We start from the raw sequence: 24,663 nt of genomic DNA, 5'->3' as shown, positions 1-24,663 counted from the left end.
AATGAACTATGCTGCACTTGATACATATTTAGAGCCATTACAAGGCATCTTTCAAGAGGAAGGCGTAAATGAAATATCAATAAATAAGCCAAAGGAAGTATGGATTGAAAATCATGGTAAAATAAGGTGTGAAAAATTAGAGATATTTGACCTTAACCATTTAAAATCTCTTAGCAGACTGATTGCTCAAGCCACAGAACAAAAACTGAGCGAAGAAACACCGCTGCTTTCAGCTACATTACCAAATGGTTATCGTATACAGATAGTATTTCCACCAGCATGTGAGCCTGATAAAGTAGTCATGTCAATTCGTAAACCTTCTACCATACAATTAGCATTGAATGATTATGAAAAGATGGGGGCTTTTTCTGAAACTGTTATAGAGGTAACTGATGATCCAGTGGACCGTTACCTGGATTCACTATTAAAGCAAAGAAGAATAAGAGAGTTTTTAGAATACGCTGTAATAAATAAAAAAAACATTATAATCAGTGGTGGAACTTCTACCGGTAAAACTACTTTTACTAATGCAACTTTACGTGTCATTCCAGCCGAAGAAAGAATTATTACTGTTGAGGATGCGAGGGAAATCGTTTTGAACGATCATCCAAATAGAGTGCATTTGATTGCCTCTAAAGGAGGGCAAGGCAGGGCCAAAGTGACCACTCAGGATTTGATAGAAGCATGTTTACGTTTAAGACCAGATAGAATAATAGTTGGTGAGCTCCGTGGAGCGGAAGCTTTTAGCTTTCTTAGGGCAATAAACACTGGTCATCCAGGATCAATATCAACCCTTCATGCGGATAGTCCAGCAATGGCCCTTGAGCAAATAAAACTGATGGTAATGCAAGCGAATCTTGGCATTCCCCCAGATCAGATCATACCATACATCAGAAATGTAATCGATATTGTTATTCAACTAAAAAGAACCAGTGGGGGAAAAAGAAGCATTTCTGAAATATTATTTACTAGATCATCGGATGGAAATGCTTAAATTTATACATAATTAGAAAAAGTAGTTTATGAGTAATGGAAATCATCTACGCAATATTTTGATAGGAGGAGTTGTAGCTTCCAGTGTACTAGAATTTTGCTTCTATTTATCTGGTGTATTGTTTTACCTATTTGTTAATGGTCCAGATGGCGTGGATTTTAAAGCAATTAACCCTAGCTTGACGCCTTTTCCTCAAGCTCTTTGGCCAACAATTTTTGATCATATACAATATTGTTGGCATCATCCAGAATTGTATAGCTTTGAGATCAAAATTAAGTTGATTGTATCTTCTGCGCTGCCTATCGTTGTTTTGATGATTATTTTGTGGAATTTAAGGGAAAGGATAGTTGAGTGGCGGCCATTTAAAAAGAAAGAATCACTACACGGAGATTCAAAGTGGGCATCAGAAAAAGACATAAGAAAAGCCGGGTTAAGAAGCAAAAAAGGGTTATTGCTTGGTAAAGATAAAAGAGGCTACTTTATTGCTGATGGGTTTCAACATGCATTGCTGTTTGCTCCTACAGGCTCTGGTAAAGGTGTTGGCTTTGTGATTCCTAATTTATTATTTTGGACTGACTCAGTAATTGTACATGACATAAAGTTAGAAAACTATGAAATAACAAGTGGTTGGCGAGAACGACAGGGGCAGAAAGTATATGTGTGGAATCCAGCACAGCCAGATGGAGTAAGCCACTGTTATAATCCATTGGAGTGGATTAGCGAAAAACCTGGACAGATGGTTGACGATGTACAGAAAATAGCCAACTTAATCATGCCTGAACAAGACTTTTGGCAAAATGAAGCAAGAAGCTTATTTGTTGGAGTAGTATTATACCTACTTGCTGCACCGGAGAAAGTTAAATCTTTTGGTGAAGTTGTGCGCACTATGCGTAGCGATGACGTGGTTTACAACCTTGCTGTTGTTTTGGATACGATGGGTAAAATAATACACCCTGTGGCGTATATGAACATTGCAGCTTTTTTGCAGAAAGCTGACAAGGAGAGATCAGGTGTTGTCTCAACTATGAACTCGTCGCTTGAATTGTGGGCAAACCCGTTGATTGATACTGCAACGGCGACAAGTGACTTTAATATTTTAGATTTTAAAAAGAAGAAAGTTACAGTTTATGTTGGTTTAACTCCAGATAACTTAAACAGGTTAAGGCCTTTAATGCAGGTTTTCTACCAGCAAGCGACTGAGTTTTTGTGTAGAAAATTGCCGTCGGATGATGAGCCTTATGGTGTATTGTTTTTGATGGACGAGTTTCCAACACTTGGAAAAATGGAGCAATTTCAAATAGGTATTGCATATTTTCGTGGTTACAGAGTCAGATTGTTCTTAATTGTTCAAGATACTGAACAGCTCAAAGGAATATACGAAGAAGCAGGGATGAACTCATTTTTATCAAACTCAACATATAGGATAACTTTTGCAGCTAATAACATTGAGACGGCTAATTTAATATCGCAACTTATAGGGAACAAAACTGTACAACAAGAATCATTGAATAAACCTAAATTTTTAGATTTGAATCCTGCTTCGAGGTCATTGCATATCTCTGAGATACAGAGAGCGTTGCTGCTGCCTCAAGAGATTATTATGTTGCCACGTGATGAGCAGATAATTTTAATAGAATCGACTTATCCAATTAAATCAAAGAAAATTTTATACTACAGTGATAGCACCTTCACAAAAAAGCTACTCAAGCCAACCCGTGTGCCTACACAAGAGCCATATGATCCAAATAAAGTTTTTTCTGCTACTAACGAGGATAAAGTTAGTAAAGAAGAAAATAATGCTATCGCAGGGCCTAGCGCTGCTGATTATCCTGTTGAAGCTCAAACTGAAAATGCAGTATATGATGAATCAGAGATTAACGATGAGCTTAAAAAGAAAGATCTTGATGATGAATATGTTGACGACAAGTTTGAAGATGAAGAAGATGACGGGTTTGATGACGAAGAGGATGAATTTGATGATGAAGATATTGACGACAAATTAAAAAATGACAACAAAGCCGAAGATAAAGGTTAATTTTGCCTATTTTTTTGGCTCAGAAAACAAGTTATGCAAATCATTAAGCTTTTCACTTTAAGCCATTTTTAATTAATTAGTATTAAATTATCTACTTTAAGTTAGGGGAGTAGTAAAATGAGTAATAAAAAAACATTAGCAGTTACAGCATTTGCTTTATTGTTGTCACAACAGTCTTTTGCAAGCGAAACGGAAGGATTCTACTTCGGTGGTGGATACTATGGTCAGTTTTTTAACAGCATAGGTTCGCTGAAAGTAGAGCAAAAAGCGAAGGAAGCTGAAAAAGATAGAAATTTCACTATAAATGAAACATATATTGTGGGGAAAACAAAAGGTCAAAAACCAAGTGAATACAAAGAGACTATAATCCACCTTTTGCTGAAGGTGTAGCGTTTGGTTATGAAGGAGAATTGGGTAACAACAGCTATAGAGATGAATTAGAAGCGATGCATTCTTCTGTAAAAGCCGATAATGTCGGATTAGAAGGCAATCAAATGAGTGTATCGTATCTCAAAGATATTGGTACAGGCAGTTACAAGAGAACTTATGTGTATACCGCTGAAGTCGATAATGACCAAATTGACAACACATCTGTGATGGCCAATGCCTACTGTCATTTGAAGAATGACAGTTTCTCTTTTTCGCCTTATGTTGGAGCTGTGGTCGGTTTAACAAGGATGAAGATATTTGGAGAGGCGTCAATAAGACCCGCATATCAATTAAAAAATGGTCTTGATTATTCCATAAATGAAAGTGTAAATATGCATGTTGGATATAGACATTTTGGTGCCTTTGGTAAGGATCATAAGCTAAAAGCAGAAGAGTTAGGGCAAGTAAAAAAGGAAAGTGGAAAGGATGTATTGGATAAGAGTGCACACTCAAAAAGTGGTGACGAAAAAATAACAGAGAACATAAAGATAGGCAGTGGATTATTTGCTACACACGGTCTAGAAGCTGGTCTTACTTTCCATTTTGATAGTAAATCTTAAGGCATGTTGCTCTTTGAAGAGAAAATAAGCCTTTGGTTTCGTTCCAACGTTACACGCTGGAATTCAGGAGAAAAAGAAGCATGGATCCTAATGGACTTTGTTGCATAGCTAGCTACGCAACAAAGCCAACCAGGGTGTTACTTCAGCTATAAATATTTAAGAAATTTACCAAACGAGAAAAAAAGACAAAAGAAGCCCTGTGGTAGCTAGTTATTTACTTTTATGTCGAAATGTTGGCGTTTCTTTATCCTAAACGCTCCAATTTAGCGACTTTTAAACTGCAACAGACCCTTAGCTTAAGTGCTAAGAAACTCACTAGGTAGAAAAAAAAGCAAAAAAAAACCCTGAGTAGCTAGTTATTCACTATCTATCTTATAACATTGGCGTTTTTAATGTCTTAAACGACTTATAAGCGCGTTTCAGCTTATATAGATAAAAAACCAGAAGTTTTATAAAGACATGCAGTGCACATAGTGCGAAAAATTAAACATGAGACACCAAATATGCTAAGTTTTTTGCCATTTAATCTGCACAGACTGAAGATAAATAATAGCTTCAACCTTATATTGATGGAACCGGCGAAGGTTGTCAAGTAGTTTTTTTGTTTCTACGTTAGCTGCTTGGATGATGCCAATAGTTAATTATCTTTTCGCTCTACTGGCAGCTCTCAAGCTTTCTATTCAAAATCTTTAATATTAAATCCAATTCATTTGGGTTATTATACAGTATCATAACTTTACCCTTCGAATTGTTGTCATTAATTTTGATCTTTAAGCCAAGCTGAGAAGATATAGCGCCCTCTATTGCTGCTATATCCTGATTTTGAGTATATTTTTGTTCTTTTTTATCACTACTTTGATGTAAGTCTTTTATCAATTTCTCAGTTTGTCTAACGTTCAAGCCTTGGGAAATTATCTTCTCTGCAATGCTTTCTGCGTTTTCAACATTAATCAATGCTCTTGCATTGCCCATAGACAATTTTTTTTCATTGATCATTTTTTTCACACTGCCAGGAAGCAACAACATCCGAGTTATATTGGTTATGTGAATGCGGCTTTTGCCTACAGTTGAGGCTAGTTCTTCATGTGTATAAGAAAACTCATCTATCAGTTTTTTGTATGCTTCACCTTCTTCTATTGGATTTATATCTTGCCTTTGTATGTTCTCAATAATGGATAATTCCAAGCACCAATTGTCGTTCAAACCTTTTACAATGACTGGCACACTATCGAGGTTTGCAATCTTGCTTGCTCGCCAACGACGTTCCCCAGCTATTATTTCATAACCGTCATTATTTGAGTCTTTTCGCACTACGATGGGCTGTATAATACCATTTTTCTCTATTGAACTTGCGAGTTCTTTTAGTGATTCTTCATCAAAGTGCTTTCGTGTCTGGAATTTGCTTGGGTGCAGTAGTGAAATAGATAAATATTCTTGCCGATCTTTTTTATTATCATAATTATCACCTATAAGACCAGCAAGACCTCTACCTAGGCGCCTATCATCTTTCATACTATACCCTCGCTCACCAGCTTCTTCTCTTGGCAGCTGCTTGCATGCTTCCTCAAAATTTCCTTGGCTAAACTTATATACGCTTGTGCGCCAGGGCATTTAAGATCGTATACAATAGCAGGTTTGCCATAGGAAGGTGCTTCCGATAATCTTACATTACGCGGAATGATGGTCTCATATAGCGGAATAATAGTTTTATACACTTTGTCATTTAAATACTGACAAATGTCATTTTTAACCTGTTCGCTAAGCTTGTTGCGCTTGTCATACATTGTGAGCAATATCCCTTCTATTACCAGGCAAGGGTTTAAGTTATTCCTTTTTATTAGCTCCACAGTTTTAACTAGATGACTCAGTCCCTCCAGAGCAAAAAATTCACACTGAAGAGGAACAATAATAGAATCAGTAGCGGTCAAGGCATTAATGGTGAGCAAACCAAGTGATGGAGGGCAATCAATAATTATGTACTCATAATTATCACGTATTTTTTCTAATGCGCTTTTTAGAACAAATTCCCTCGTTCAAGCTGTGATAATTCGATTTCTGCAGCTGATAAATCAACCACTGACGAAATTAGCGACAAATTTGGAATTTCCTTTATGTCGAAAATTGCTGATCCTATCAGTTTATTTTCGCTGCTTAGTAATATTTTATATATGTTTTTTCTTCCCTGCTACGATAAGAAATCCCAAGCCCGGTGCTAGCATTTCCTTGAGGGTCAAGATCTACCAATAAAGTACTTTTTCCTACAGCAGCAAAGGCCGTCGATAAGTTTATACTAGTTGTAGTTTTACCAACTCCACCCTTTTGGTTTACTATTGCAATAATCTTGCTCACGCCTTTTATCTTACGTACAAAATAATTCTATTGTATATATGCTAGAAATTTTTGCATTAGAAAATTTTTTTGTTACCTAAAATTAAACTGTTTTTTCTTTATGTAGTACACTTTGCACTTTGTTTCCCAATTCATTTAGTGTGAATGGCTTTGATAAGAAGTGGAAATCTTCCACATTAATGGTGTCATTCTTCAAAAACGCATCTTCCGCATATCCAGAAATAAAAATGACATTGATACCTGGTCTGTGAATTAAGGCTTCTTTGACTATCTCTGGGCCACTAACTTCTGGCATAATCACATCAGTGATTATTAGATCTATGTGTAAACTTTTTTTGCTTATCATTTCCAACGCCTTGTTGCCCGTGCTAGCCTCTATTACATCAAACCCTTTTCTTTGTAATGCTTTAGTAGTGAATTCTCTTACTGAATCTTCATCTTCGATCAATAAGATTGTACCATTGCTTTTAACTTCATTTACTACTGGTTTCTCTACTTCTTCGCTGCTTTCCTCTCTATGGTTTTCATCTGATATGTAAACCATAGGCAAAAATATGCTAAATTTAGTCCCATGATTTATCTCACTAGCAACATAGATATACCCTTCAGTTTGTTTAATAATACCATATACAGTAGAAAGACCGAGACCTGTACCAGAGGTAATATCTTTAGTAGAAAAGAATGGGTCAAATACTTTTTGAATTGTATCATGCGTCATTCCACATCCTGTATCGATTACTTCAATTACAACATAATTTCCATGTTCAATCGCTTCTTTGTCTGGAGAAAACATATTCTGAGGTGTAGAATTTAATGAATTGATCTTTTTATTAAAAGTTCGTATGGTTAGTTCTCCGCCCTTTTCCATGGCAGCACTGGCATTTATTACTAAGTTAAGTATAACTTGCTCTAACTGTCCTTGATCGGCCCTCACCATACCTAAATCCCTACCGTAATAAGCAGTGAATTTTATATTCTCGCCTATTAACCTTTTTATCATTTCATAAAGATTAGTTATCGCACTGTTTACATCAATAATTTTTGGTTGCATTGTCTGCCTTCTTGAGAAAGCAAGCAGCTGTTTAACTAAATTTGATCCACGTTTAGCATTTTGCTGTATTTGTATTATATTTCCAAAAGATGGATCACTAGCTGAGTGCTGAAGCAAAAGCAAATCACAAAATCCTATTATTCCGGTTAGTATATTGTTAAAATCATGCGCAATACCGCCTGCAAGCTGTCCTATAGCTTGCATTTTTTGATAATGCTCAAGTTTTATCTCCAGATTTTTATGCTCAGTGTTATCGACAAAATAGCAGAGTATGAACATCATTCTATTATGAAGAAACTTATTGAAATATATCTTCATATTATCGTTGTTGCTGAGCTGCACATCAAAGGATGCGTTATTTATTCTATTACTAGAAAAATACTCACGTATTTTCATATGATAGTCGTCTGATACCAGTGTAAAGATCGAATTGTTATCTGGTCCTGCAAGCTTTATTAGCGCTGTATTTTTTTTTATGAAGTTACCGTTTACATCGCACTGTGCAATAGCGATTGATGAGTTTGTAAAACATGGGTGTAATTGATAATCAATAACGTTTGATTCAACTGGCGTAATAAAGCCATATATATAGTTATGGTGATGTTTATCACAAAACATAGCAGTGCTCATATAAGCCTTAAATGGAATACCGCTTACGGTACAAAACAAAACTTCATTATCAGTTGCTGTATTATTATACTTAGATTGAAATACAAAATCATTGATTGAGCTGCCTCTTTCAAGTTTTTTCAGTTCAAATATGTCTAAAAACCTTTGATTTACAGATAAAATCGTCCCTTTAGCATTCGCAATGTAAGTTCCTATATTATGCTTTTCTATTAATTCTTCGTATACTTGCTCTTTGTTCATCTGTGTCGCTTTTAACACAAAATACCCATGAGGTCTTGCTATTGGTGCTAATGATAAATTTAGAGCCTTATTACTACTTATAACAACTTGGGGATTACCTGGTACTGGTTCAAAAAGCAAAAGAAAATTAAATATTTTGTCTTCCTTGTTTAAGGCAATGCTCACCTGTACAGAAGAGTTATTTTTCAGCGCGTGGTGTAGCGCCTTTTTGTCTTTCTCTGAAATATTTCCTACTTCAAGAATCTTGTCTAATGTAACGTCATTATCTATGTGATCTTTGAATCTTTCGTAGAACCTTGCGTCAGCATAAACAATGCCATCATCTCTGTGTAAAATAAGGCAAAATTCTGTATTATGATTTAGTGCATTTGCAAATATTGCATTTTGAAATTCTACGATATTAATTAGGTATTTATAGCGTTTTACATGATATACTATAAATAGAGTCATTAAAGTGCTAACTAGTAGGTTAATCTCTATATTAGTATGCTGGTCATATATATCAAAAAAGTAGAGTGTTGATATTACTACTGGAGGTAAAAACATAATGACTGCCATAGCGATAATTGACATTCCATGATTCCTCAATATGAAGTCAACCCTGTTCTCTTTCTTGCTGTCTATGTATCTTTTACTCATTGTGTGTATAAAAATGTTTTATTATATTTATTTAATTATTATAGAATTATTAACATCTTTGATAAGCAATTACTACTTAAATCTCTCAAATATTGGTACTTTTGACAAGACATTATGAACGAACAAAAAATGCAAGCTTTTGAATGGTTCTGTGCACTAAGAAATAAAATTTTAGAGTCTTTTTTGTCAATTGAAAAACAGTCATCTACAGATCCAAAGATTGAAAAAAGAAAATGGGATCGTCCAGGTGGTGGAGGTGGCGAATCTACAATTATTTACAGTAATGTTTTTGAAAAAGTAGGGGTAAACGTTTCAAAAGTACATGGAAAATTCGCAGATTCAATTATAAATGAAATTCCTGGCGCAAGCGAGAGTAATGGGGAATTTTGGGCAAGTGGTATATCTTTAGTGTCTCACATGCAATCTCCTCTGATTCCTGCAGCACATATGAACACAAGGCTGATGTATACATCGAAACAATGGTTCGGTGGAGGAATGGACTTTACCCCAACATATAGAAATGAGGAAGATTATAAGTATATTAATGAATCAATCAAGGCAACATGTGATGAATTTGATACTGAGTATTATCCAAAATTTAAGGAGCAATGTGACAGTTACTTTTTCTTACAGCACAGAAAAGAACCACGTGGAATTGGTGGAATTTTCTATGATAATCTGAATTCTGGCAACTGGGAAAGTGATCTCAAATTTACAAAAGCAGTAGGCGAAACCTTTTTGGAAATCTATTTGCATATAATACGTCAACATATGCAAAAGCCTTGGACGAAAAATCAACGAGAGGCCCAATTAATAAAGCGTGGCAGGTACGTAGAATTCAACCTGCTATATGACCGTGGTACAAGATTTGGTTTAATGACGGATGGTAATCCAGATGCAATTATGATGTCAATGCCGCCTCTTGTTAAGTGGTTGTAGAGCCTAAATGCATTCCAGGGCTTGCTGGTGGTATTGCGGTAGGGTATATATTGGAGAATGTCAAAATTGAGTTTGAAAGTTTGTATTCTCAAACTAACTTATATAGCGAAGATTATTCAAATAAAGACAAGGCAAAATACGTAGAGCTTCGTCGTAATGAATGTACTTCTACTGGAACAGAATGTAACTCACCATGGAGAAGTGGAAAGGTCGATGTGGACATAAAGAACACATGTGAAAATATAGGTGCAAGTGTAAAATTTAGAGCTACATTCAAAATGAGGAATGAAGGCTTTGATAATTCGGCTAGGTTAGTTAATGTATATTATGATTTTGGTGGAGAATCGTTTACTCCATATGTTAGCATTGGTGGTGGATTAACTAAAGTTAGGTTTTTAGGAAGAACTAGGTAAGCTTTTGCTTATCAAACAAAACTTGGTATCAATTATTAACTTGCAACACAAGTGCAAGCGTTTGCTGGCCTACGTTATTTTGGTATTCTTGGTAATCAATTTGAAAACATAGTGTCAACATTAAAAATACCAGCTGGTGAAAAAGCTACAAAACCTGGAGATGATAAGTCTTTTGACCACTGCGCACGGATTGAATCAAGTACAGCAATTATTACAAATAGGTTTGGCATATATGGATTGGAGGCGTGGCTAACTTATTATTTTTAGCCCCCGTATTAGGCTTTAGAACATCATACAACACAAAACCTATCAAGCAGTTCAGTAGTACAATAGATAACAGCTGATGTTCATAGTCAAGCATTCAAGATCGTGATGGTACTCTAAATCTTTTTACTCAGGCTAAACAAAAAGCTCCAACTTTGCGTAAGTTTTTTGCTGACCAAGGATACACAGGTAAATTACAAAACCGCTGTTTATTGGAAACGTGGTAACAATCGCCAAGAAATTAGCTGATACAGGATTCGAGGTTATTCCTATTAATTTACCATTAGTATTTCTCTTCAATCCAAGCATTTTTTATATAGACGGGTCCTTTTTTTAATGAAAGAAAACATAAATCATACCTAACCGAGTAATCTAAAAAACTAAGGTTTTTACTTAGAAAATATTTAGAGGAATTTACAATGGACTGACATTGAAGAGAAGATATCGGTATCTCTTTTCCAAGTAAACTCGTTTTAACTTCTATAAAAATCAATTCTTTTTTTTAGATACAATTAAGTCAACTTCACCTAACCTACAACGTTATCGGTGCTTTATAACATTATACCACTTTAATTTTAAATAAATTAAAACTAATAACTCACCAAAACAGCCTATAAGATAGTGTAACTTACTTATCATAAGAAAGAAAATTATGATAATAATTAACTTTTTGTAACTACTTTATTTTCTTCTTTGTTTTTACTATAAACCTTACCTTTTGCTGTAATATCCCTGTCAACTAGTTCTATCACTGCCATTGAAGCACAATCACCCTTTTGAGTGTTAAACTTTATTATCCTAGAATACCCACCTTTACGATCTTGATAACGACCAGCTAAAACGTTTAATAACTTATCAACTGCTAATCTATTATTATGAAGGCGTGAAAGCAAAAGTCTTCTACCGTGTAAAGTATTCTTATACTTAGCAATTGTAATAAATTTTTCCATATATGGACGAAGTTCTTTAGCTTTTGGTAGAGTAGTTATAATCTGCTCATGGTTAATTAATGAGATAGATAGGTTCTTCAACATCGACAACCTATGTTCAGTGTGACGAGACAGCTTGCGCTTTTTTATTCCATGTTCCATATATTACCTAATCTTCATCAGTATGTTGTCTAGCCAATTCATCTATATCTTTAGGTGGCCAATTTGGAACATCAATACCCAAATACAAGCCGAAATTATTTAAAACTGCCTTAATCTCATTTAAGGACTTTCTACCAAAATTAGCAGTTCTTAACATTTCACTTTCTGTTCTTTGTACAAGATCGCCTATATAAATGATATTTTCATTTTTCAAGCAATTATGTGACCTAACAGACAGTTCCATCTCGTCTACTTTGCGCAATAAGATAGGGTCGTAACCCAAATCCCTATAACCATTAGATGAGGAAGCCTGCGATTTTTTATAACTTACGTCAGAACTAATAAAAGGCTGAAGTTGTTCCTGTAATATCCTTGCAGCAGAGTCAACAGCTTGACTTGGAGAAATTGTACCATCAGTTTCAACTGATAATATCAACTTATCCTTATCAGTAACTTGACCAACACGACTATTCTCCACCTTATATGAAACTCTATTGACAGGACTATATAAAGCATTAACCGGAATGAACCCAATTAGATCTTGCTCATTCATTAACTTCAAAAATTCGTTTTCCTTATATTTAGCAACAGGAAGGTAGCCTTTCCCACTAGCCACATATATAGTCATGTTGAGCTCTACATTCTGCCCAAGTGTACATATCAGTAGGTCTTTATTAACAATAGAACACTGATCATCAGTCTCTATCATCACAGCCGATACCTGACAAGGTCCTTTAGCACTTAAACTTAAGCATTTATTGGAAGTGCCATTCAACTTACACCTCAACATACTGATATTTAATATTATATCAGTTACATCTTCTCTTACTCCTTGAATTGAAGTAAACTCATGAGTTATGCCCTCGATTTTTATTCCATAAACAGCACTACCTACAAGAGAAGACAGCATCACACGCCTTAATGCGTTACCAAGTGTTAAAGCAAAACCACTCTCCAATGGTTCCAGTACTATATCGCCTTTTTCACTTGAATCACCTGGCACTACCTTCATTGAATTAGGTCTAGTCAATTTATCTAAGTTACTAAAAACAGAAACACTATCGTTATAATACATAAAATAACCTTTTCAAATATTCTATACTCTTCTTTTTTTTCTTAATCTGCACCCATTATGAGGAATTGCAGTCTTATCCGCAATTGAGGTTACTGTTAACCCGCATCCCTGAAGTGCCTTAACTGCAGCTTCAGCCCCAAAACCAGGGCCACGGATTATCACAGAAACAACTTTCATACCAAACCTTTCTACTGCAATCTTTGCAGCAGATTCCGAAGCTTTACCTGCAGCATAAGGTGTAGATTTCCTTGAACCTGAAAAACCATGTGCACCTACAGACGTTTGGTATAGAGTGTTACCCTGAACGTCAGTTACATTTATAAAGGTATTATTAAAAGTTGCACGAATATGGAGAACTCCAGTAACAAACTTTTTTGCACTTTTACCAACTGTTCTGACCTTTTTCATTAAAATTTACAATAATAACAAATCTTATTTTTTCCCAGCAATAGGTAAACGAGATCTACCTTTACGAGTTTTAGCATTGGTATGAGTCCTTTGTCCTCTTACAGGTAAACCTTTCCTGTGTCTCACTCCTCTATAGCATCTCATTTCCACTAAAAACTTTATATTCATAGCCACTTCTTTTCTAAGCTCACCTTCTATAGAATAATTCTGCCTAATGAAACTGCTGATCTTTTCTATGTCTTTATCTTGTAATTCCGAAACACGTTTGCTCTTATCAATTTCACAAGCATGACAAATTGTGTTTGCAGTAGCAATACCTATACCATATATATAAGTTAATGCAAAAGGAACACATTTCTTTACTGGAACATTTACACCCGCAATACGTGCCACTGGTACTCCGATACTTTATTAATAATAACTCTTAATTTATACCATATAACAATCCAGAGTCAAACTAAATTGCAAGAAATTTTGCTTTCTATCTCTTGTCTTACCTGATCAACATTAAGATTAGCATTGATCGTTAACAATTTGTCTTTATAATATTCACGTAAACTCTTTATTTGGATGCGGTATTCGCTTATTCTTCTATTAATTGCAGATAAGTTAGAATCATCAATTCTCCTTTCTAGCCTTGTACTTTTACATTTCATACAAGCAAGACCGTCATCATTCTTAAGAGAAGATGCACTGTATACACTTTTGCAGTCTAAACACACAAGGCGACTCTTTAACCTATTAACCGCAATCTTATCATCAAGCTGTAACTCGATAACAATATCCACATCTCTATTATATCTCTCAAGCAAAGTTTGAGTTAAGAAACGAGCTTGATTTAAATTTCTCGGAAAACCATCCAGCAAAAAATTATCATCTACCAATGCAAGCTGGTCACGTAATAACTTACATATAACTTTATCTTGAATCAAATTACCTGATTCTACGGTATCCTTTATTTTTTTACCTAACTCGCTGTTGCTAGACATAATATTTCTCAATAGATCCCCTACTGAAATTAACTTTAAGTAATACTTTGCTATTAACAGGCTCGATTGAGTGCCTTTACCGGAGCCAGGAGGACCAAAAATTGTAATGATCATCTTAATTTTCTCGTTTTAGACTCATATTTTTTTATCCAGCTATCATATCTATTCGAAAAGATATAGGACTGTATTTGCATAATAGTATCAGTAACAACGTTAACTATAATCAATAAGCTCGTTCCACCAAAAATAAATGGTATATCATAATAATATCTTATGACTTCAGGTACAGCACATATAACCACCAAATATGCAGAGCCAATGAACGTCAACTTTAAAGTTATATCTTGAAGGTAATCAGAAGTATGTTTTCCAGGCCTTCTACCAGGTATAAAACCACCATTTTTTTTAAGAAAATCGGCATTTTCTTCTGGGTTAAATATAAAATTGGTGTAGAAAAAGTTAAAAAATATTATAAACGCTAAGTAAGCTACAATATAAACTACTTTATTTGCCATAAAATAGTTCAAAATAAAGTCAGAAAAAGCATATCCCTTATAGAAATTTGCAATTGAAATAGGTGTAAGTAAAATTGCATTAGCAAAAATAGTTGGTATTACGCCAGATAAATTAATCTTTAATGGGATATAAGTAAAATCGTCACTATGTAATTTTTTAAACTGCTTTTTAGGATACTGAACAACGACTTTTCTATAAGAAGACTCTACAAAAATAACCAAAAGCAATAGCAAAAAAAACACCGCCAAAATAAAAAGGATAATAAATAACGATATGCTACCGTTTTTATTTAATGTTAACAGAGATGAAAAAGCACTATGTAGCTCTGATATTATGCCAGTAAAAATAATTAATGAGATACCATTACCTATACCATTAGCGCTGATTTGCTCACCGAGCCATATTAGAAACATAGTCCCACCTAAAAGGCTAAAAACACCTACTGTACGAAACATAAGACCAGGTTCGATTACAATTAATGCCCCTTCCCTATTCATTCTTTCTAATCCGATTAAAATCGTAATCGATTGAAATACACAAAACACTATGGTCATATACCGTATGTAGGAATTCATCTTCTGACGTCCTGATTCCCCATCATTTTTAACTTCATTAATTCCTTTGACGGCAGAAGATAATAACTGCATAACTATAGATGCAACTATGTATGGCATAACACTTAGTGCTAAGATTGTCATCCTAGCTAATGCACCACCAGAAAATAAATTAAATACTCCAAAAACACCAGAACCTTCCTTATGGAATATATCATTAATTATATCAAGGTTAATTCCAGGAATAGGCACATAAGTACCTAGACGATAACAAATTAAAGCGATTAGCGTAAAAAACATACGCTTCAATAAATCGCCTTTATATAATAACGCAGGATCCAAATTATTAAATGCGGATTTGCTGCTCATCATTTATGATAGTATTTCCACACTACCACCAACTGAAGCTACAGATTTTTTTGCAGCTTCTGACGCACAATCAACGTGAAATACACACCTCTCAGTCAGCTTCCCTTTATTAAGAAGCTTGACTTTATCCTTGACAGACTTCATGAAACCTAGCTTACACAGCATCTCTTTGTCTATAACGGAATCTTTCACTATTTTCTTAGTTTCTATTAAGTGCTGTACATCACCAACATTAATTATGAAGCATATATTCCTACGTATAGGGTTAAAACCTCTTTTAGGTAAACGAGTATATATAGACTGCTGCCCGCCTTCAAATCCATTTATGGAAACACCACTTCTAGCCTTTTGTCCTTTGTGCCCCCTACCAGATGTTTTGCCTTTACTACAACCAATACCCCTACCTAGCAACTTAGGCTTCTTTTTTTTCGATAATTTAGTAAATATAGAGTTTAATTTTATAGCACTATTCATACTTTACCTATTTCCAACTATTTCACTAATCTTTTTGCCTCTTTTGCTTGCCACTTGACGAGGAGATAACATATTATCAAAAGCTCTAAACACTGCACATATAACGTTATGAGGATTGTTTGATCTTGTAGACTTAGCTACTACATCTTTTATGCCTAGCACTTCAAAAACTGACCTAATCGCTCCACCAGCAATAATACCTGTTCCAGCTCTAGCTGCTCTTAAAACTATTTCACCAGAGCAAAATTTAGCTTTAATATCATGGTGCAAAGTTCTACCTTCACGCAAGTACACTCTAATCATCGATTTTTTCGCAGCATTTACAGCTTTCATCCTTGCTTCAGCAACCTCTGCGTGTTTGCCCATTCCGCATCCTACCCTACCCTTCTCGTCTCCAACAACGACCAAAATTGAAAATGAAAATCTTCTACCACCTTTGGTAACCGTTGCCACTCTTCGTACTGAAACTAAAAGCTCTGATAAATCGTTGTTATTTTGTAAATTTTTTACAGCCATATTAAAAATCTTCTCTAAAACTTAAATCCAGAACTTCTTAAAGCCTCAGCAAATTGAGAAACCAACCCTGTATACTTATAGGCTCCACGGTCAAACACCAACTCTTGCCCTAATTTCATATCAGATAAACGTTCAACCATCAAAGAAGAAACCTGTTTTATAGTTTCAGCGTTGACCCTACCTTTACATACATCCCTAATTTTAGCATCCAAAGTAGAAGCAGAGGTGAGAGTCACTCCTTTTTCGTCATTGATTAACTGAGCGTAAAAATGCCTGTTGGACTTGAATATGGATATACGTAAACGCTTAGCGCCGTTATTGAGCTTCTTTCTATTACGTAATTTCCTTTTTTCAGAATTACTTAAAAAATTATATAACCTTCTCATCTTAATTACTTCTTTTTACTTACAACTTTACGCAACATAAATTTGTCTTTTATTACAATACCCTTACCTTTATAAGGGTCATATTTTCTAATTTTGCATATATCGTATGCTACCACATAGACTTTTTGCTTATCTATACTACTCACTACTAAGTGAGTTGGTTTTACACACTTAATCTCAACATCCTTAGGCACTTTATACTTCACATTATGACTATAGCCAAGATATAAAGTCAAATATTTACCATCACACTCTGCTTTATATCCAACACCATTAATTTCAAGATCAACAGAGAAACCATTAACCATGCCATTAATGATATTGTTAATATTGCTCCTATAAGTACCCCATATAGGCTTTATCTCATTATAATTATCTTTGCTTTGATTAACAGAAAGCAGCAACTGATTATCAACAACATGACATACAACATCACTGCATAGCCTAAGTTCTTTTTCTACCTTGGCACTTTTTATCAACATTTTACCATCATTATACTCAACTGAAAGACCAGCAGGAATATTGATAGGTGCTGCACCTATACGAGACATAAATTCCTCCTACTACTTAAAACACACGACACAAAACTTCTCCACCAACTTTCAATTTATGTGCATTGTAATCAGTCATCACTCCTTTAGACGTAGATATAATAAAAATACCAAGTCCATTATATGCCTTAGCAATGTCCCTGCATTTAGAATAACGACGACAACCAGGTTTTGATACTCTCACTATATCACTAATTACAGGTAACTTCTCATAATACTTCAATTTTACGATAAAAGATGGCACATTGCCTACAACTTCTTTCTGATAATGAAGAATATATCCTTCATCCTTTAAGATTTTCAGTATAGAAGAATTCACCTTAGAAAACAGAACTCTTGTTGTTCTGTGCATTGCCAATTGAGCATTACGTATCCTCGTCAAAAAATCACCAACACTATCAGATAACGCCACAATATACTCCTATATTATATTACCAACTAGACTTCGTAACCCCTGGAATTTTTCCAAAAGAACATAAATCACGCAAAACAATTCTACATAAACCAAATTTTCTATATACCCCTCTTGGCCTTCCTGTTAAAGCACACCTATTTCTAATTCTGATTTGAGAAGAATCTCTAGGCAACTCTTTAATCAGCTTATTTTGAACTGCAAACCTCTCACTTATAGGTATATTCTTATTATTTATTATAGATTTCAACTTTTTTCTTTTCTCTTTATATTGATCGTGCAATTTTATCCTACGAAGATTTCTTTGTATCATAGATTTTTTTGCCATATACCTCTTCTCTTAATTAATCAAAAAAGGGAAACCTAAAAGCTAGCAATAACTCTTTTGCTTCTTTATCACTAGTCGTACTTGTTATAATATTGATATCCATACCTCTAATCCTACTTATCTTATCGTAATCTATTTCTAAAAATGAGATACGCTCCTTTATACCAAAGGAAAAATTACCATTACCGTCAAATTGCTTTACACTAAATCCTCTAAAATCTTTTTCTCTCGGTAAAGCAACATATATCAACCTTTCTAAAAATTCATACATTTTATCTCTACGCAAAGTTACTTTACAACCTACTGTAGCGCCTTTTCTTATCTTAAAACCAGAAATAGATTTTTTTGCAAACGTTGATACAGGCTTTTGCCCTGCAATTAAATATAGATGATCAAGCTGCTCATTTATTGCTTTACTATCCGTAGCAGCATCTCCAACACCCATATTAATACATACCTTGACAAGCTTAGGTACTTGCATCATATTGCTGTAGTTAAATTTGTCCTCCAAGGATTTTACTATACTATCTCTGTACAATTCTTTAAACATATCAACCTAGTCTATTACTTTCCCAGAAACCTTTGCAAAACGCACTTTTTTACCGTCTATAATCTTAAACCCTACTCTAGTTGGAGCTTTATACTTAGGGTCTAATATTGCGATGTTAGATATATCAATAGCTAACTCTTTATTTAGTATACCGCCACTGCTACCAGCTTTCGGTTTAGTATGTTTCTTATGTACATTCACTCCAGAAACAACAGCCTTTTTTTTAGCATCACGTGTGATAATCTTGATTACTTTACCAACTTTTTCTCTATCTCTGCCAGTTAAAACTATAACGTCATCACCACTTCTTATTTTTGCATTCATTATAAAACCTCAACAGCTAATGACATTATTTTCATAAAAGAACCAGACGTTAATTTCTTCACCGGGCCAAACACTCGAGTACCAAGCGGCTCACCTTGATTATTAACTAAAACTACAGCATTGCTAGAAAAACAAATTACAGAGTTATCAGATTTTCTAATACGATTTCTCACTCTAACAACAACCGCTCTATATACTTTTCCCTTTTCGACCCTCCCTTTCGGGTTAATAGATTTAGTAGACACAATAATTGTATCACCTATAGATGCAGACTTCCTTCCGCCCAACAAGCCAATACAAAGCACTTCACGTGCACCAGAATTATCAGCTACTTCTAACAATGTATTTTTTTGAATCATATAAGCACCTTACTCAACTCGCACAACAATCCATTTTTTAGTAGTAGAAATAGGCTTGTGTTCTTGTATAAAAACCCTATCTCCTTCTTTGCAGCTATTATTCTCATCATGTGCTGTATACTTTTTATATTTTTTTATAACTTTCTTATAAAGTTTACCCTTATATACCCGCAGTACTGAGACCTTTACAGTTTTATCGCACTCAGCTTTAGTTACAATACCACAAAAAATCTTCTTAGGCATTCTCTTCCTCTATTCTTCTTTCATTTAATATAGTTAAAACACGAGCTATGCTCTTTCTTATCAAGCTAAAACGCGAAATATTACTACACTGTCCCAATTTCTTCTGAAAAACCAAATTAACAAATTCTTTCCTCAAATTTACAAGAATTTCATGCAACTCTTGCAAGGATTTTGATCTAATGTCAGCTATATCCATCGTAACTCCGTTCAACTATGATTAGATATAAATTTACATTTTACAGGAAGCTTGGCAATTGCTTTTTCAAGCGCCAACCTTGCTAAATGCATGGGAACATCACTACTAATCTCAAACAACACCCTACCAGGCTTAGCTTTAAATACCCAAAATTCAACACTACCTTTTCCTTTACCCATCCGTACGTCTGCTGGCTTTTTACTAACAGGAGTATCAGGAAAAATCCTTATCCACACTTTACCAGAACGTTTCAACGTTCTGGATATCACACGCCTCACAGTCTCAATATGCTTAGACTGAATTCTACCTGCTTCTATAGCTTTTAAACCATAATCACCAAAAGATAGTGTGCTACCACCTTTTGCATTACCCTTAATTCTCCCTTTAAACACCTTTCTATACTTACTCTTTTTGGGAACAAACATTTCAATACGCCTTAATTAACAACATAAACCCAAACCTTAACTCCTATAATACCGTATATAGTCTTTGCTTCACAAAAAGCATAATCTATATTAGCACGTAAAGTGTGTAAAGGCAAACGACCTTCTTTATACCATTCAGTACGAGCTATCTCAGCTCCACCAAGACGCCCAGAACAGCTTACCTTGATACCTCCACCTCCCATTCTCAAACAACTTTGAATAGCTTTTTTCATTGCTCTTCTAAATGAAACACGTTTCTCTAATTGCTGTGCTATTCTGTTTGATATTAAAGCCGCATCTACTTCAGTCCTTTTTATTCCTACTACATTCACTTCCACATTATTTTTTACTTTCTCAGCTATCTTTTGTTTTACCTTCTCAATATCCAAGCCTTTCTTACCTATTATCACTCCAGGTCTAGAAGAATGTATTGTTACAGACACTAAATCAACTTTGCGCTCTATAATTATTTTGGAAAGACCAGCGTGCTTAAAAGACTCATTTATGTAACTGCGAATAGATAAATCCTGATGCAATTTTTCTTTGTAATCTTTATTAGCATACCAAATAGAATCCCAGGTATTAGTATTTATTTTTAATCTAAATCCTATAGGATTAACCTTCTGCCCCATATTTTACACTTTCCTCACTAATTTTATACTCTTACAAATCATACAATTTTCTCTAACTTTATAGTTATGTTGCTGTAATGCCTGCTAATTCTATTGGCTCTACCCATAGCTTTTGGGAACACCCTACGTAAAGTAAAAGACTTACCTACTAAAACTTCCTTTATATATAGATTATCAATATCTAATCCATAATTATATTGAGCATTAGCAATTGCAGAATTTAATACTTTCCCTATAAGGCCAGCGGCCTTCTTTTCACAAAACCTTAATTGCAGAGTAGCAAAAGAAACTTTTTTATTGCGTACTAAATTGGCAACCAAGTTTAACTTACGAGGGGTGGATTTTAAATCCCTAGAACTAGCTTTAATTACTGTGTACTTGTTTTTCATACTAACTACCTTCTTGCTGCCTTTTTATCACCACTATGCCCAGTAAATTTACGAGTAGGTGAAAATTCACCAAATTTATGACCTATCATATTCTGATCATTAATATTAACAGGAATGTAATCTTTACCATTATAAACAGCAAATTTTAAACCTAAACAATTAGGAAAAATCATAGAAGATCTAAAATGAATTTTTATCACCTTATTAATAGAACCCTCCTTTAAAGCTCTATTCACTAACTTTAGCACAGACGGGTGACAAAAAGGTGGTTTCCATGCAGATCTACTCATAAACTAACCTTTCAATTGTTTTATATACTTATCACTAAATTTATTTCTTTTCCGAGTTTTCTTTCCTTTTGTTGCAACACCCCAAGGAGTAACAGGGTGACGCCCACCAGAAGTCTTTCCTTCTCCACCCCCATGGGGGTGATCCACTGGATTCATAGCAACTCCGCGAACGGCGGGCCTAATTCCCAACCACCTACTTCTTCCTGCTTTACCTAATTTTCTATTTTTACGATCAGGATTAGACATTACACCAATAGTAGCTTTACAAGAAGACAAAATCAACCTAACTTGACCAGACCTCAACCGTAATAAAACATAGTTGCCATCACGACCGACAATTTGTGCATAACAACCAGCAGCTCGAGCAATTACAGCACCATTACCTGGCTTTAGCTCAATAGCATGAACAAAAGAACCAACAGGTATACACTTCAATGATAAACAATTGCCTTGCAATATATCAGCATCATCTCCTGACATTACAACATCACCAGGCTTTACGTTTTGTGGAGCTAGTATATAAGATTTAGTATTGTCGGTCTTATATGATATTAACGCTAAAAACCCACTTCTATTTGGATCATATTCTACTTTCTCAACTGTACCCTGATCATTTCTATTGCGTTTGAAATCTACAATTCTGTACTTCTTTTTGTGACCACCACCCTTATGGCGAGTTGTAATTCTACCATAATTATTTCTTCCACCACTGGACTTTTTACCAAATGTAAGAAGCTTTTCTGGCTTATCTTTTGATAAACCAACTTTACTTACTAACACAGTTCCACGAGAGGATGGAGTAACAGGATTAAGAAATTTTATACCCATATTAAACACTCATTATATCTAACTTTTGATCATCTATCAAAGAAAAATAAACTTTCTTTTTTTGTTTTTCATAGCCAATCACGCCTCTAAAGCGCCTACGTTTAGGTTTAACTCTAACAATATTTATAGAGGAAACTTTAACACTAAATAGAGACTCTATTGCCAGCTTTATTTTATGCTTATTTGCATTCACAAAAACATACAAAGAATATTTATTAAATTTTTCCCTTAAAAAAGAGGCTTTTTCCGTAATTATAGGACATTTTATTATATCATTGTATTTAATCATAACAATCTACCTTCAAGATGTTTTAAAGCATCACTTGTCAACATTATGCATTCGTGATTTAATATATCAAAAACATTCAACCCGATAGGCTTGATCAAGTTTACATGGTGCAAGTTTCTAGTAGCACGTAGCAATCCATCTCCATAATCACCAACTATCAGAAAGGAAGAAAATTTAAAATTTTTAATATATTTACACATTTCAGATGTTTTCTTCACATCAACATTCAAATTATCAAGAATGATTAATTGATTATTAAAATATTTTAGAGATAAAGCAATTTTTAAACCAAATTTGCGTACTTTTTTGTTAAGAGAATAGGCGTGACTCCTAACAACAGGACCAAAAATAACTCCGCCACCCCTAAACTGAGGAGAACGCAAGCTTCCTTGTCTTGCTCTACCAGTGCGTTTTTGACTATAAGGCTTAGCTGTTGTACCAGAAACATCACTGATGCCTTTTACTTTGTGAGTACCAGCTCTCTTCTTTGCTAATTGCCATCTAACTATATCATGCAAAATACTCAATTTTTGCTTAACGGAAAATATCGCAGGATTAAGCTGAGCGATACCTATATTATCATTAGATAGATTAACTAATTTATATTCCATAACTAATTTACCAAACCACTAGCATCATCATCTGCATCTAACAGTAGACCTACCGGAAAAGGAATATCTTTATGCAAAGGCTTTTTAACTGCATCTCTCACAAAGACGTAAGAATTTCTAAATCCAGGAACGTTGTTACCTTTTACAGCAATTATACTATTTTCATAATCGATAGATAATATTTTCATGTTATGTACAGTTACCCTGCTGTTACCTAAATGACCAGCCATTTTCTTTCCTTTAAATACTCTACCAGGATCCTGACATTGACCAGTAGAACCTTGCGACCTATGAGCAATAGAAACACCGTGAGATGCCCTAAGCCCACTGAAATTATATCGCTTCATTACACCAGCAAATCCCTTACCTATAGAATAACCTGTAATATCAAGATATTGACCAACCAAAAAATGGTTAACTCCCACTCTTTTACCACACTTTATTCCTGAAAGATCATTCAATCTACTTTCATATAGTCTATATCTACTATTTATTCCTCTCTTCTTTAAGTATTCTAACTGAGGTCTTGCAATATTTTTAAAATCTCCAGTACCTAAAATAACCGAATTATAACCACATTTACCTTGCTCTTTCACATCAACAATACAAGTTTCACTAAGATGTAATAAAGTTACAACAATGCGACCACTATCAGTGTATATAGCAGTATGACCAACATTTGTCATCAATAAACCAATTCTTTTCAACAAATTCATTCTTTTCATTTTCCTTTCCTAAAGACTTTTTTAATCTTTAAATAAATTTCTACACCAGGAGGAGGGGGAGGAAAAAACGATGAATCTCCAAGCATCTGCATCATAGCAGGGGTGAGGCCATATAGAACAATCAGACGCTCAGAAGTTCTCTTTTCAAATTGTTCATGAGATTTTTTATCAACATGAGGAGACCTACCAACATCGAATTTAAAATTATCTCTTGGTAGTGCAACCGGACCTGATAACTTTGCACCAGAATGTTTAAATTTGTCCTTAAATCCACGAACAAACTCTCTAACGTATTTCTCTAATTTTGAACAATCAAAAGCTTTGCTTATGATATATGCAACTTGCTCTATTTCAGCCACCACGTCTACTCCAAAATTTCAGAAACAACACCAGAACCAACAGTTCTACCACCCTCTCTTATTGCAAAACGCAATCCCTTATCCATCGCTATTGATGCTTGCAATTCCACTTCTATACTTACATTATCTCCCGGCATTACCATCTCTTTCCCTTCCAGCAATTTTATACTCCCCGTTACATCTGTTGTCCTTATATAAAATTGTGGCTGATAATTCGCAAAAAATGGCGTA

36 protein-coding genes and 2 pseudogenes are annotated in these 24,663 nt (G+C 34.6%); 7 read left to right on the top strand and 31 right to left on the bottom strand.

Annotated elements, in window-relative coordinates:
• The first annotated feature begins 1 nt into the window (after position 1).
• From virB11 to AB6N09_RS03510, 4 genes are all read left to right on the top strand, one after another.
• Positions 2–994: a P-type DNA transfer ATPase VirB11 gene (gene virB11 / locus AB6N09_RS03525; protein ID WP_411131564.1), complete on the top strand. Its 993-nt coding sequence runs from the start codon at positions 2–4 to the stop codon at positions 992–994.
• A 28-nt stretch (positions 995–1,022) separates the two neighbouring features.
• Positions 1,023–3,029 carry a type IV secretory system conjugative DNA transfer family protein gene (locus tag AB6N09_RS03520; RefSeq protein ID WP_411131563.1) on the top strand — a complete coding sequence of 669 codons (2,007 nt, stop codon included), beginning with the start codon at positions 1,023–1,025 and terminating at the stop codon, positions 3,027–3,029.
• A 117-nt stretch (positions 3,030–3,146) separates the two neighbouring features.
• The gene (locus AB6N09_RS03515) at positions 3,147–3,419 is read left to right on the top strand and encodes a hypothetical protein (RefSeq protein WP_411131562.1); all 273 of its coding nucleotides are present in this window, start codon (positions 3,147–3,149) and stop codon (positions 3,417–3,419) included.
• A 20-nt stretch (positions 3,420–3,439) separates the two neighbouring features.
• A complete protein-coding gene (locus AB6N09_RS03510) occupies positions 3,440–4,018 on the top strand; it encodes a P44/Msp2 family outer membrane protein (RefSeq protein WP_411131561.1) in 579 nt (192 codons plus the stop codon).
• A 654-nt stretch (positions 4,019–4,672) separates the two neighbouring features.
• On the opposite strand, the gene AB6N09_RS03505 is transcribed toward AB6N09_RS03510, so the two are convergent.
• From AB6N09_RS03505 to AB6N09_RS03495, 3 genes and pseudogenes are all read right to left on the bottom strand, one after another.
• The gene (locus tag AB6N09_RS03505; RefSeq protein WP_411131560.1) at positions 4,673–5,530 is read right to left on the bottom strand and encodes a ParB/RepB/Spo0J family partition protein; all 858 of its coding nucleotides are present in this window, start codon (positions 5,528–5,530) and stop codon (positions 4,673–4,675) included.
• Positions 5,527–6,367, bottom strand: a pseudogene (locus AB6N09_RS03500) (ParA family protein). Before AB6N09_RS03500 ends, AB6N09_RS03505 begins: the two are co-directional and overlap by 4 nt.
• A gap of 82 nt (positions 6,368–6,449) precedes the next feature.
• Positions 6,450–8,927 carry a response regulator gene (locus AB6N09_RS03495; protein ID WP_411131559.1) on the bottom strand — a complete coding sequence of 826 codons (2,478 nt, stop codon included), beginning with the start codon at positions 8,925–8,927 and terminating at the stop codon, positions 6,450–6,452.
• Between the two features lie 114 nt (positions 8,928–9,041).
• Between AB6N09_RS03495 and hemF the strand changes: the two genes are divergently transcribed.
• The 3 genes from hemF to AB6N09_RS03480 are packed head-to-tail and all read left to right on the top strand — an operon-like array spanning position 9,042 to position 10,546.
• Positions 9,042–9,866, top strand: coding sequence for an oxygen-dependent coproporphyrinogen oxidase (gene hemF, locus AB6N09_RS03490; RefSeq protein WP_411131558.1), 825 nt, complete (start codon positions 9,042–9,044; stop codon positions 9,864–9,866).
• Entirely contained in the window at positions 9,857–10,279 is a 423-nt protein-coding gene (locus tag AB6N09_RS03485; protein WP_411131557.1) for a P44/Msp2 family outer membrane protein, read from the top strand. The genes hemF and AB6N09_RS03485 overlap by 10 nt, the downstream gene beginning before the upstream one ends.
• Positions 10,280–10,330: 51 nt before the next feature.
• Positions 10,331–10,546 carry a hypothetical protein gene (locus tag AB6N09_RS03480; RefSeq protein ID WP_411131556.1) on the top strand — a complete coding sequence of 72 codons (216 nt, stop codon included), beginning with the start codon at positions 10,331–10,333 and terminating at the stop codon, positions 10,544–10,546.
• 280 nt (positions 10,547–10,826) lie between these two features.
• On the opposite strand, the pseudogene AB6N09_RS03475 reads toward AB6N09_RS03480, so the two are convergent.
• The 28 genes and pseudogenes from AB6N09_RS03475 to AB6N09_RS03340 all read right to left on the bottom strand — a co-directional run.
• Positions 10,827–11,182, bottom strand: a pseudogene (locus AB6N09_RS03475) (YraN family protein).
• 23 nt (positions 11,183–11,205) lie between these two features.
• On the bottom strand, positions 11,206–11,634 hold the full coding sequence (gene rplQ / locus AB6N09_RS03470) for a 50S ribosomal protein L17 (RefSeq protein ID WP_411131555.1): 429 nt from the start codon (positions 11,632–11,634) through the stop codon (positions 11,206–11,208).
• Between the two features lie 7 nt (positions 11,635–11,641).
• Positions 11,642–12,709: a DNA-directed RNA polymerase subunit alpha gene (locus AB6N09_RS03465; protein WP_411131554.1), complete on the bottom strand. Its 1,068-nt coding sequence runs from the start codon at positions 12,707–12,709 to the stop codon at positions 11,642–11,644.
• 21 nt (positions 12,710–12,730) lie between these two features.
• On the bottom strand, positions 12,731–13,117 hold the full coding sequence (rpsK, locus tag AB6N09_RS03460; RefSeq protein WP_411131553.1) for a 30S ribosomal protein S11: 387 nt from the start codon (positions 13,115–13,117) through the stop codon (positions 12,731–12,733).
• A gap of 24 nt (positions 13,118–13,141) precedes the next feature.
• Positions 13,142–13,510: a 30S ribosomal protein S13 gene (gene rpsM, locus AB6N09_RS03455; RefSeq protein ID WP_411131552.1), complete on the bottom strand. Its 369-nt coding sequence runs from the start codon at positions 13,508–13,510 to the stop codon at positions 13,142–13,144.
• 59 nt (positions 13,511–13,569) lie between these two features.
• A complete protein-coding gene (locus AB6N09_RS03450; RefSeq protein WP_411131551.1) occupies positions 13,570–14,220 on the bottom strand; it encodes an adenylate kinase family protein in 651 nt (216 codons plus the stop codon).
• Positions 14,217–15,545, bottom strand: a complete 1,329-nt coding sequence (gene secY, locus AB6N09_RS03445) for a preprotein translocase subunit SecY (RefSeq protein WP_411131570.1) — start codon at positions 15,543–15,545, stop codon at positions 14,217–14,219. The genes AB6N09_RS03450 and secY overlap by 4 nt, the downstream gene beginning before the upstream one ends.
• A 3-nt stretch (positions 15,546–15,548) precedes the next feature.
• Entirely contained in the window at positions 15,549–16,019 is a 471-nt protein-coding gene (rplO, locus tag AB6N09_RS03440; protein WP_411131550.1) for a 50S ribosomal protein L15, read from the bottom strand.
• A gap of 3 nt (positions 16,020–16,022) precedes the next feature.
• A complete protein-coding gene (gene rpsE, locus AB6N09_RS03435; RefSeq protein ID WP_411131549.1) occupies positions 16,023–16,535 on the bottom strand; it encodes a 30S ribosomal protein S5 in 513 nt (170 codons plus the stop codon).
• 14 nt (positions 16,536–16,549) lie between these two features.
• Positions 16,550–16,921: a 50S ribosomal protein L18 gene (gene rplR / locus AB6N09_RS03430; protein WP_411131548.1), complete on the bottom strand. Its 372-nt coding sequence runs from the start codon at positions 16,919–16,921 to the stop codon at positions 16,550–16,552.
• Positions 16,922–16,926: 5 nt separating this feature from the next.
• Positions 16,927–17,472, bottom strand: a complete 546-nt coding sequence (gene rplF, locus AB6N09_RS03425; RefSeq protein ID WP_411131547.1) for a 50S ribosomal protein L6 — start codon at positions 17,470–17,472, stop codon at positions 16,927–16,929.
• A gap of 16 nt (positions 17,473–17,488) precedes the next feature.
• Positions 17,489–17,884 carry a 30S ribosomal protein S8 gene (gene rpsH / locus AB6N09_RS03420; RefSeq protein WP_411131546.1) on the bottom strand — a complete coding sequence of 132 codons (396 nt, stop codon included), beginning with the start codon at positions 17,882–17,884 and terminating at the stop codon, positions 17,489–17,491.
• 19 nt (positions 17,885–17,903) lie between these two features.
• Positions 17,904–18,212, bottom strand: coding sequence for a 30S ribosomal protein S14 (gene rpsN, locus AB6N09_RS03415; RefSeq protein ID WP_411131545.1), 309 nt, complete (start codon positions 18,210–18,212; stop codon positions 17,904–17,906).
• Positions 18,213–18,228: 16 nt separating this feature from the next.
• Positions 18,229–18,762 carry a 50S ribosomal protein L5 gene (gene rplE / locus AB6N09_RS03410; RefSeq protein ID WP_411131544.1) on the bottom strand — a complete coding sequence of 178 codons (534 nt, stop codon included), beginning with the start codon at positions 18,760–18,762 and terminating at the stop codon, positions 18,229–18,231.
• A 6-nt stretch (positions 18,763–18,768) separates the two neighbouring features.
• Positions 18,769–19,086: a 50S ribosomal protein L24 gene (rplX, locus tag AB6N09_RS03405; protein WP_411131543.1), complete on the bottom strand. Its 318-nt coding sequence runs from the start codon at positions 19,084–19,086 to the stop codon at positions 18,769–18,771.
• Positions 19,086–19,445: a 50S ribosomal protein L14 gene (gene rplN, locus AB6N09_RS03400; protein ID WP_411131542.1), complete on the bottom strand. Its 360-nt coding sequence runs from the start codon at positions 19,443–19,445 to the stop codon at positions 19,086–19,088. The genes rplX and rplN overlap by 1 nt, the downstream gene beginning before the upstream one ends.
• 9 nt (positions 19,446–19,454) lie before the next feature.
• Positions 19,455–19,688: a 30S ribosomal protein S17 gene (rpsQ, locus tag AB6N09_RS03395; RefSeq protein ID WP_411131541.1), complete on the bottom strand. Its 234-nt coding sequence runs from the start codon at positions 19,686–19,688 to the stop codon at positions 19,455–19,457.
• Positions 19,681–19,884 (bottom strand): 50S ribosomal protein L29, encoded by a 204-nt coding sequence (gene rpmC, locus AB6N09_RS03390; protein WP_411131540.1) that lies wholly within the window; start codon positions 19,882–19,884, stop codon positions 19,681–19,683. Before rpmC ends, rpsQ begins: the two co-directional genes overlap by 8 nt.
• A gap of 11 nt (positions 19,885–19,895) precedes the next feature.
• Positions 19,896–20,309, bottom strand: a complete 414-nt coding sequence (gene rplP / locus AB6N09_RS03385) for a 50S ribosomal protein L16 (protein WP_041045217.1) — start codon at positions 20,307–20,309, stop codon at positions 19,896–19,898.
• 11 nt (positions 20,310–20,320) lie between these two features.
• Positions 20,321–20,941, bottom strand: a complete 621-nt coding sequence (gene rpsC / locus AB6N09_RS03380) for a 30S ribosomal protein S3 (RefSeq protein ID WP_411131539.1) — start codon at positions 20,939–20,941, stop codon at positions 20,321–20,323.
• Between the two features lie 38 nt (positions 20,942–20,979).
• A complete protein-coding gene (rplV, locus tag AB6N09_RS03375; RefSeq protein WP_411131538.1) occupies positions 20,980–21,330 on the bottom strand; it encodes a 50S ribosomal protein L22 in 351 nt (116 codons plus the stop codon).
• Positions 21,331–21,335: 5 nt separating this feature from the next.
• Entirely contained in the window at positions 21,336–21,620 is a 285-nt protein-coding gene (gene rpsS / locus AB6N09_RS03370) for a 30S ribosomal protein S19 (RefSeq protein WP_411131537.1), read from the bottom strand.
• Between the two features lie 3 nt (positions 21,621–21,623).
• On the bottom strand, positions 21,624–22,448 hold the full coding sequence (rplB, locus tag AB6N09_RS03365) for a 50S ribosomal protein L2 (RefSeq protein WP_411131536.1): 825 nt from the start codon (positions 22,446–22,448) through the stop codon (positions 21,624–21,626).
• A gap of 1 nt (position 22,449) precedes the next feature.
• Positions 22,450–22,737: a 50S ribosomal protein L23 gene (locus tag AB6N09_RS03360; protein ID WP_411131535.1), complete on the bottom strand. Its 288-nt coding sequence runs from the start codon at positions 22,735–22,737 to the stop codon at positions 22,450–22,452.
• Positions 22,734–23,348 (bottom strand): 50S ribosomal protein L4, encoded by a 615-nt coding sequence (gene rplD, locus AB6N09_RS03355; protein ID WP_411131534.1) that lies wholly within the window; start codon positions 23,346–23,348, stop codon positions 22,734–22,736. Before rplD ends, AB6N09_RS03360 begins: the two co-directional genes overlap by 4 nt.
• A gap of 2 nt (positions 23,349–23,350) precedes the next feature.
• On the bottom strand, positions 23,351–24,073 hold the full coding sequence (rplC, locus tag AB6N09_RS03350; protein WP_411131533.1) for a 50S ribosomal protein L3: 723 nt from the start codon (positions 24,071–24,073) through the stop codon (positions 23,351–23,353).
• The gene (gene rpsJ / locus AB6N09_RS03345; protein WP_411131569.1) at positions 24,070–24,423 is read right to left on the bottom strand and encodes a 30S ribosomal protein S10; all 354 of its coding nucleotides are present in this window, start codon (positions 24,421–24,423) and stop codon (positions 24,070–24,072) included. Before rpsJ ends, rplC begins: the two co-directional genes overlap by 4 nt.
• A gap of 14 nt (positions 24,424–24,437) precedes the next feature.
• On the bottom strand, positions 24,438–24,663 hold a 226-nt coding region (locus tag AB6N09_RS03340; protein WP_458783165.1), incomplete at its 5' end, for an EF-Tu C-terminal domain-related protein.

The organism is Wolbachia endosymbiont of Tettigetta isshikii (assembly GCF_041154185.1).
Classification (GTDB): domain Bacteria; phylum Pseudomonadota; class Alphaproteobacteria; order Rickettsiales; family Anaplasmataceae; genus Wolbachia.
The sequence above is the reverse complement of the archived record's forward strand: the minus strand, read 5'-3'. Positions and strand labels throughout refer to the sequence as shown.

Bases quoted from the DNA above. Each gene is read 5' to 3' on its own strand.
- virB11 (WP_411131564.1), top strand. From the start codon at position 2: ATGAACTATGCTGCACTTGATACATATTTAGAGCCATTACAAGGCATC.
- AB6N09_RS03520 (WP_411131563.1), top strand. From the start codon at position 1,023: ATGAGTAATGGAAATCATCTACGCAATATTTTGATAGGAGGAGTTGTA.
- AB6N09_RS03515 (WP_411131562.1), top strand. From the start codon at position 3,147: ATGAGTAATAAAAAAACATTAGCAGTTACAGCATTTGCTTTATTGTTG.
- AB6N09_RS03505 (WP_411131560.1), bottom strand. From the start codon at position 5,530: ATGAAAGATGATAGGCGCCTAGGTAGAGGTCTTGCTGGTCTTATAGGT.
- AB6N09_RS03495 (WP_411131559.1), bottom strand. From the start codon at position 8,927: ATGAGTAAAAGATACATAGACAGCAAGAAAGAGAACAGGGTTGACTTC.
- hemF (WP_411131558.1), top strand. From the start codon at position 9,042: ATGAACGAACAAAAAATGCAAGCTTTTGAATGGTTCTGTGCACTAAGA.
- rplQ (WP_411131555.1), bottom strand. From the start codon at position 11,634: ATGGAACATGGAATAAAAAAGCGCAAGCTGTCTCGTCACACTGAACAT.
- AB6N09_RS03465 (WP_411131554.1), bottom strand. From the start codon at position 12,709: ATGTATTATAACGATAGTGTTTCTGTTTTTAGTAACTTAGATAAATTG.
- rpsK (WP_411131553.1), bottom strand. From the start codon at position 13,117: ATGAAAAAGGTCAGAACAGTTGGTAAAAGTGCAAAAAAGTTTGTTACT.
- AB6N09_RS03450 (WP_411131551.1), bottom strand. From the start codon at position 14,220: ATGATCATTACAATTTTTGGTCCTCCTGGCTCCGGTAAAGGCACTCAA.
- secY (WP_411131570.1), bottom strand. From the start codon at position 15,545: ATGAGCAGCAAATCCGCATTTAATAATTTGGATCCTGCGTTATTATAT.
- rplO (WP_411131550.1), bottom strand. From the start codon at position 16,019: ATGAATAGTGCTATAAAATTAAACTCTATATTTACTAAATTATCGAAA.
- rpsE (WP_411131549.1), bottom strand. From the start codon at position 16,535: ATGGCTGTAAAAAATTTACAAAATAACAACGATTTATCAGAGCTTTTA.
- rplR (WP_411131548.1), bottom strand. From the start codon at position 16,921: ATGAGAAGGTTATATAATTTTTTAAGTAATTCTGAAAAAAGGAAATTA.
- rplF (WP_411131547.1), bottom strand. From the start codon at position 17,472: ATGTCTCGTATAGGTGCAGCACCTATCAATATTCCTGCTGGTCTTTCA.
- rpsN (WP_411131545.1), bottom strand. From the start codon at position 18,212: ATGGCAAAAAAATCTATGATACAAAGAAATCTTCGTAGGATAAAATTG.
- rplE (WP_411131544.1), bottom strand. From the start codon at position 18,762: ATGTTTAAAGAATTGTACAGAGATAGTATAGTAAAATCCTTGGAGGAC.
- rplX (WP_411131543.1), bottom strand. From the start codon at position 19,086: ATGAATGCAAAAATAAGAAGTGGTGATGACGTTATAGTTTTAACTGGC.
- rplN (WP_411131542.1), bottom strand. From the start codon at position 19,445: ATGATTCAAAAAAATACATTGTTAGAAGTAGCTGATAATTCTGGTGCA.
- rpsQ (WP_411131541.1), bottom strand. From the start codon at position 19,688: ATGCCTAAGAAGATTTTTTGTGGTATTGTAACTAAAGCTGAGTGCGAT.
- rpmC (WP_411131540.1), bottom strand. From the start codon at position 19,884: ATGGATATAGCTGACATTAGATCAAAATCCTTGCAAGAGTTGCATGAA.
- rplP (WP_041045217.1), bottom strand. From the start codon at position 20,309: ATGTTTGTTCCCAAAAAGAGTAAGTATAGAAAGGTGTTTAAAGGGAGA.
- rpsC (WP_411131539.1), bottom strand. From the start codon at position 20,941: ATGGGGCAGAAGGTTAATCCTATAGGATTTAGATTAAAAATAAATACT.
- rplV (WP_411131538.1), bottom strand. From the start codon at position 21,330: ATGAAAAACAAGTACACAGTAATTAAAGCTAGTTCTAGGGATTTAAAA.
- rpsS (WP_411131537.1), bottom strand. From the start codon at position 21,620: ATGAGTAGATCTGCATGGAAACCACCTTTTTGTCACCCGTCTGTGCTA.
- rplB (WP_411131536.1), bottom strand. From the start codon at position 22,448: ATGGGTATAAAATTTCTTAATCCTGTTACTCCATCCTCTCGTGGAACT.
- AB6N09_RS03360 (WP_411131535.1), bottom strand. From the start codon at position 22,737: ATGATTAAATACAATGATATAATAAAATGTCCTATAATTACGGAAAAA.
- rplD (WP_411131534.1), bottom strand. From the start codon at position 23,348: ATGGAATATAAATTAGTTAATCTATCTAATGATAATATAGGTATCGCT.
- rplC (WP_411131533.1), bottom strand. From the start codon at position 24,073: ATGAAAAGAATGAATTTGTTGAAAAGAATTGGTTTATTGATGACAAAT.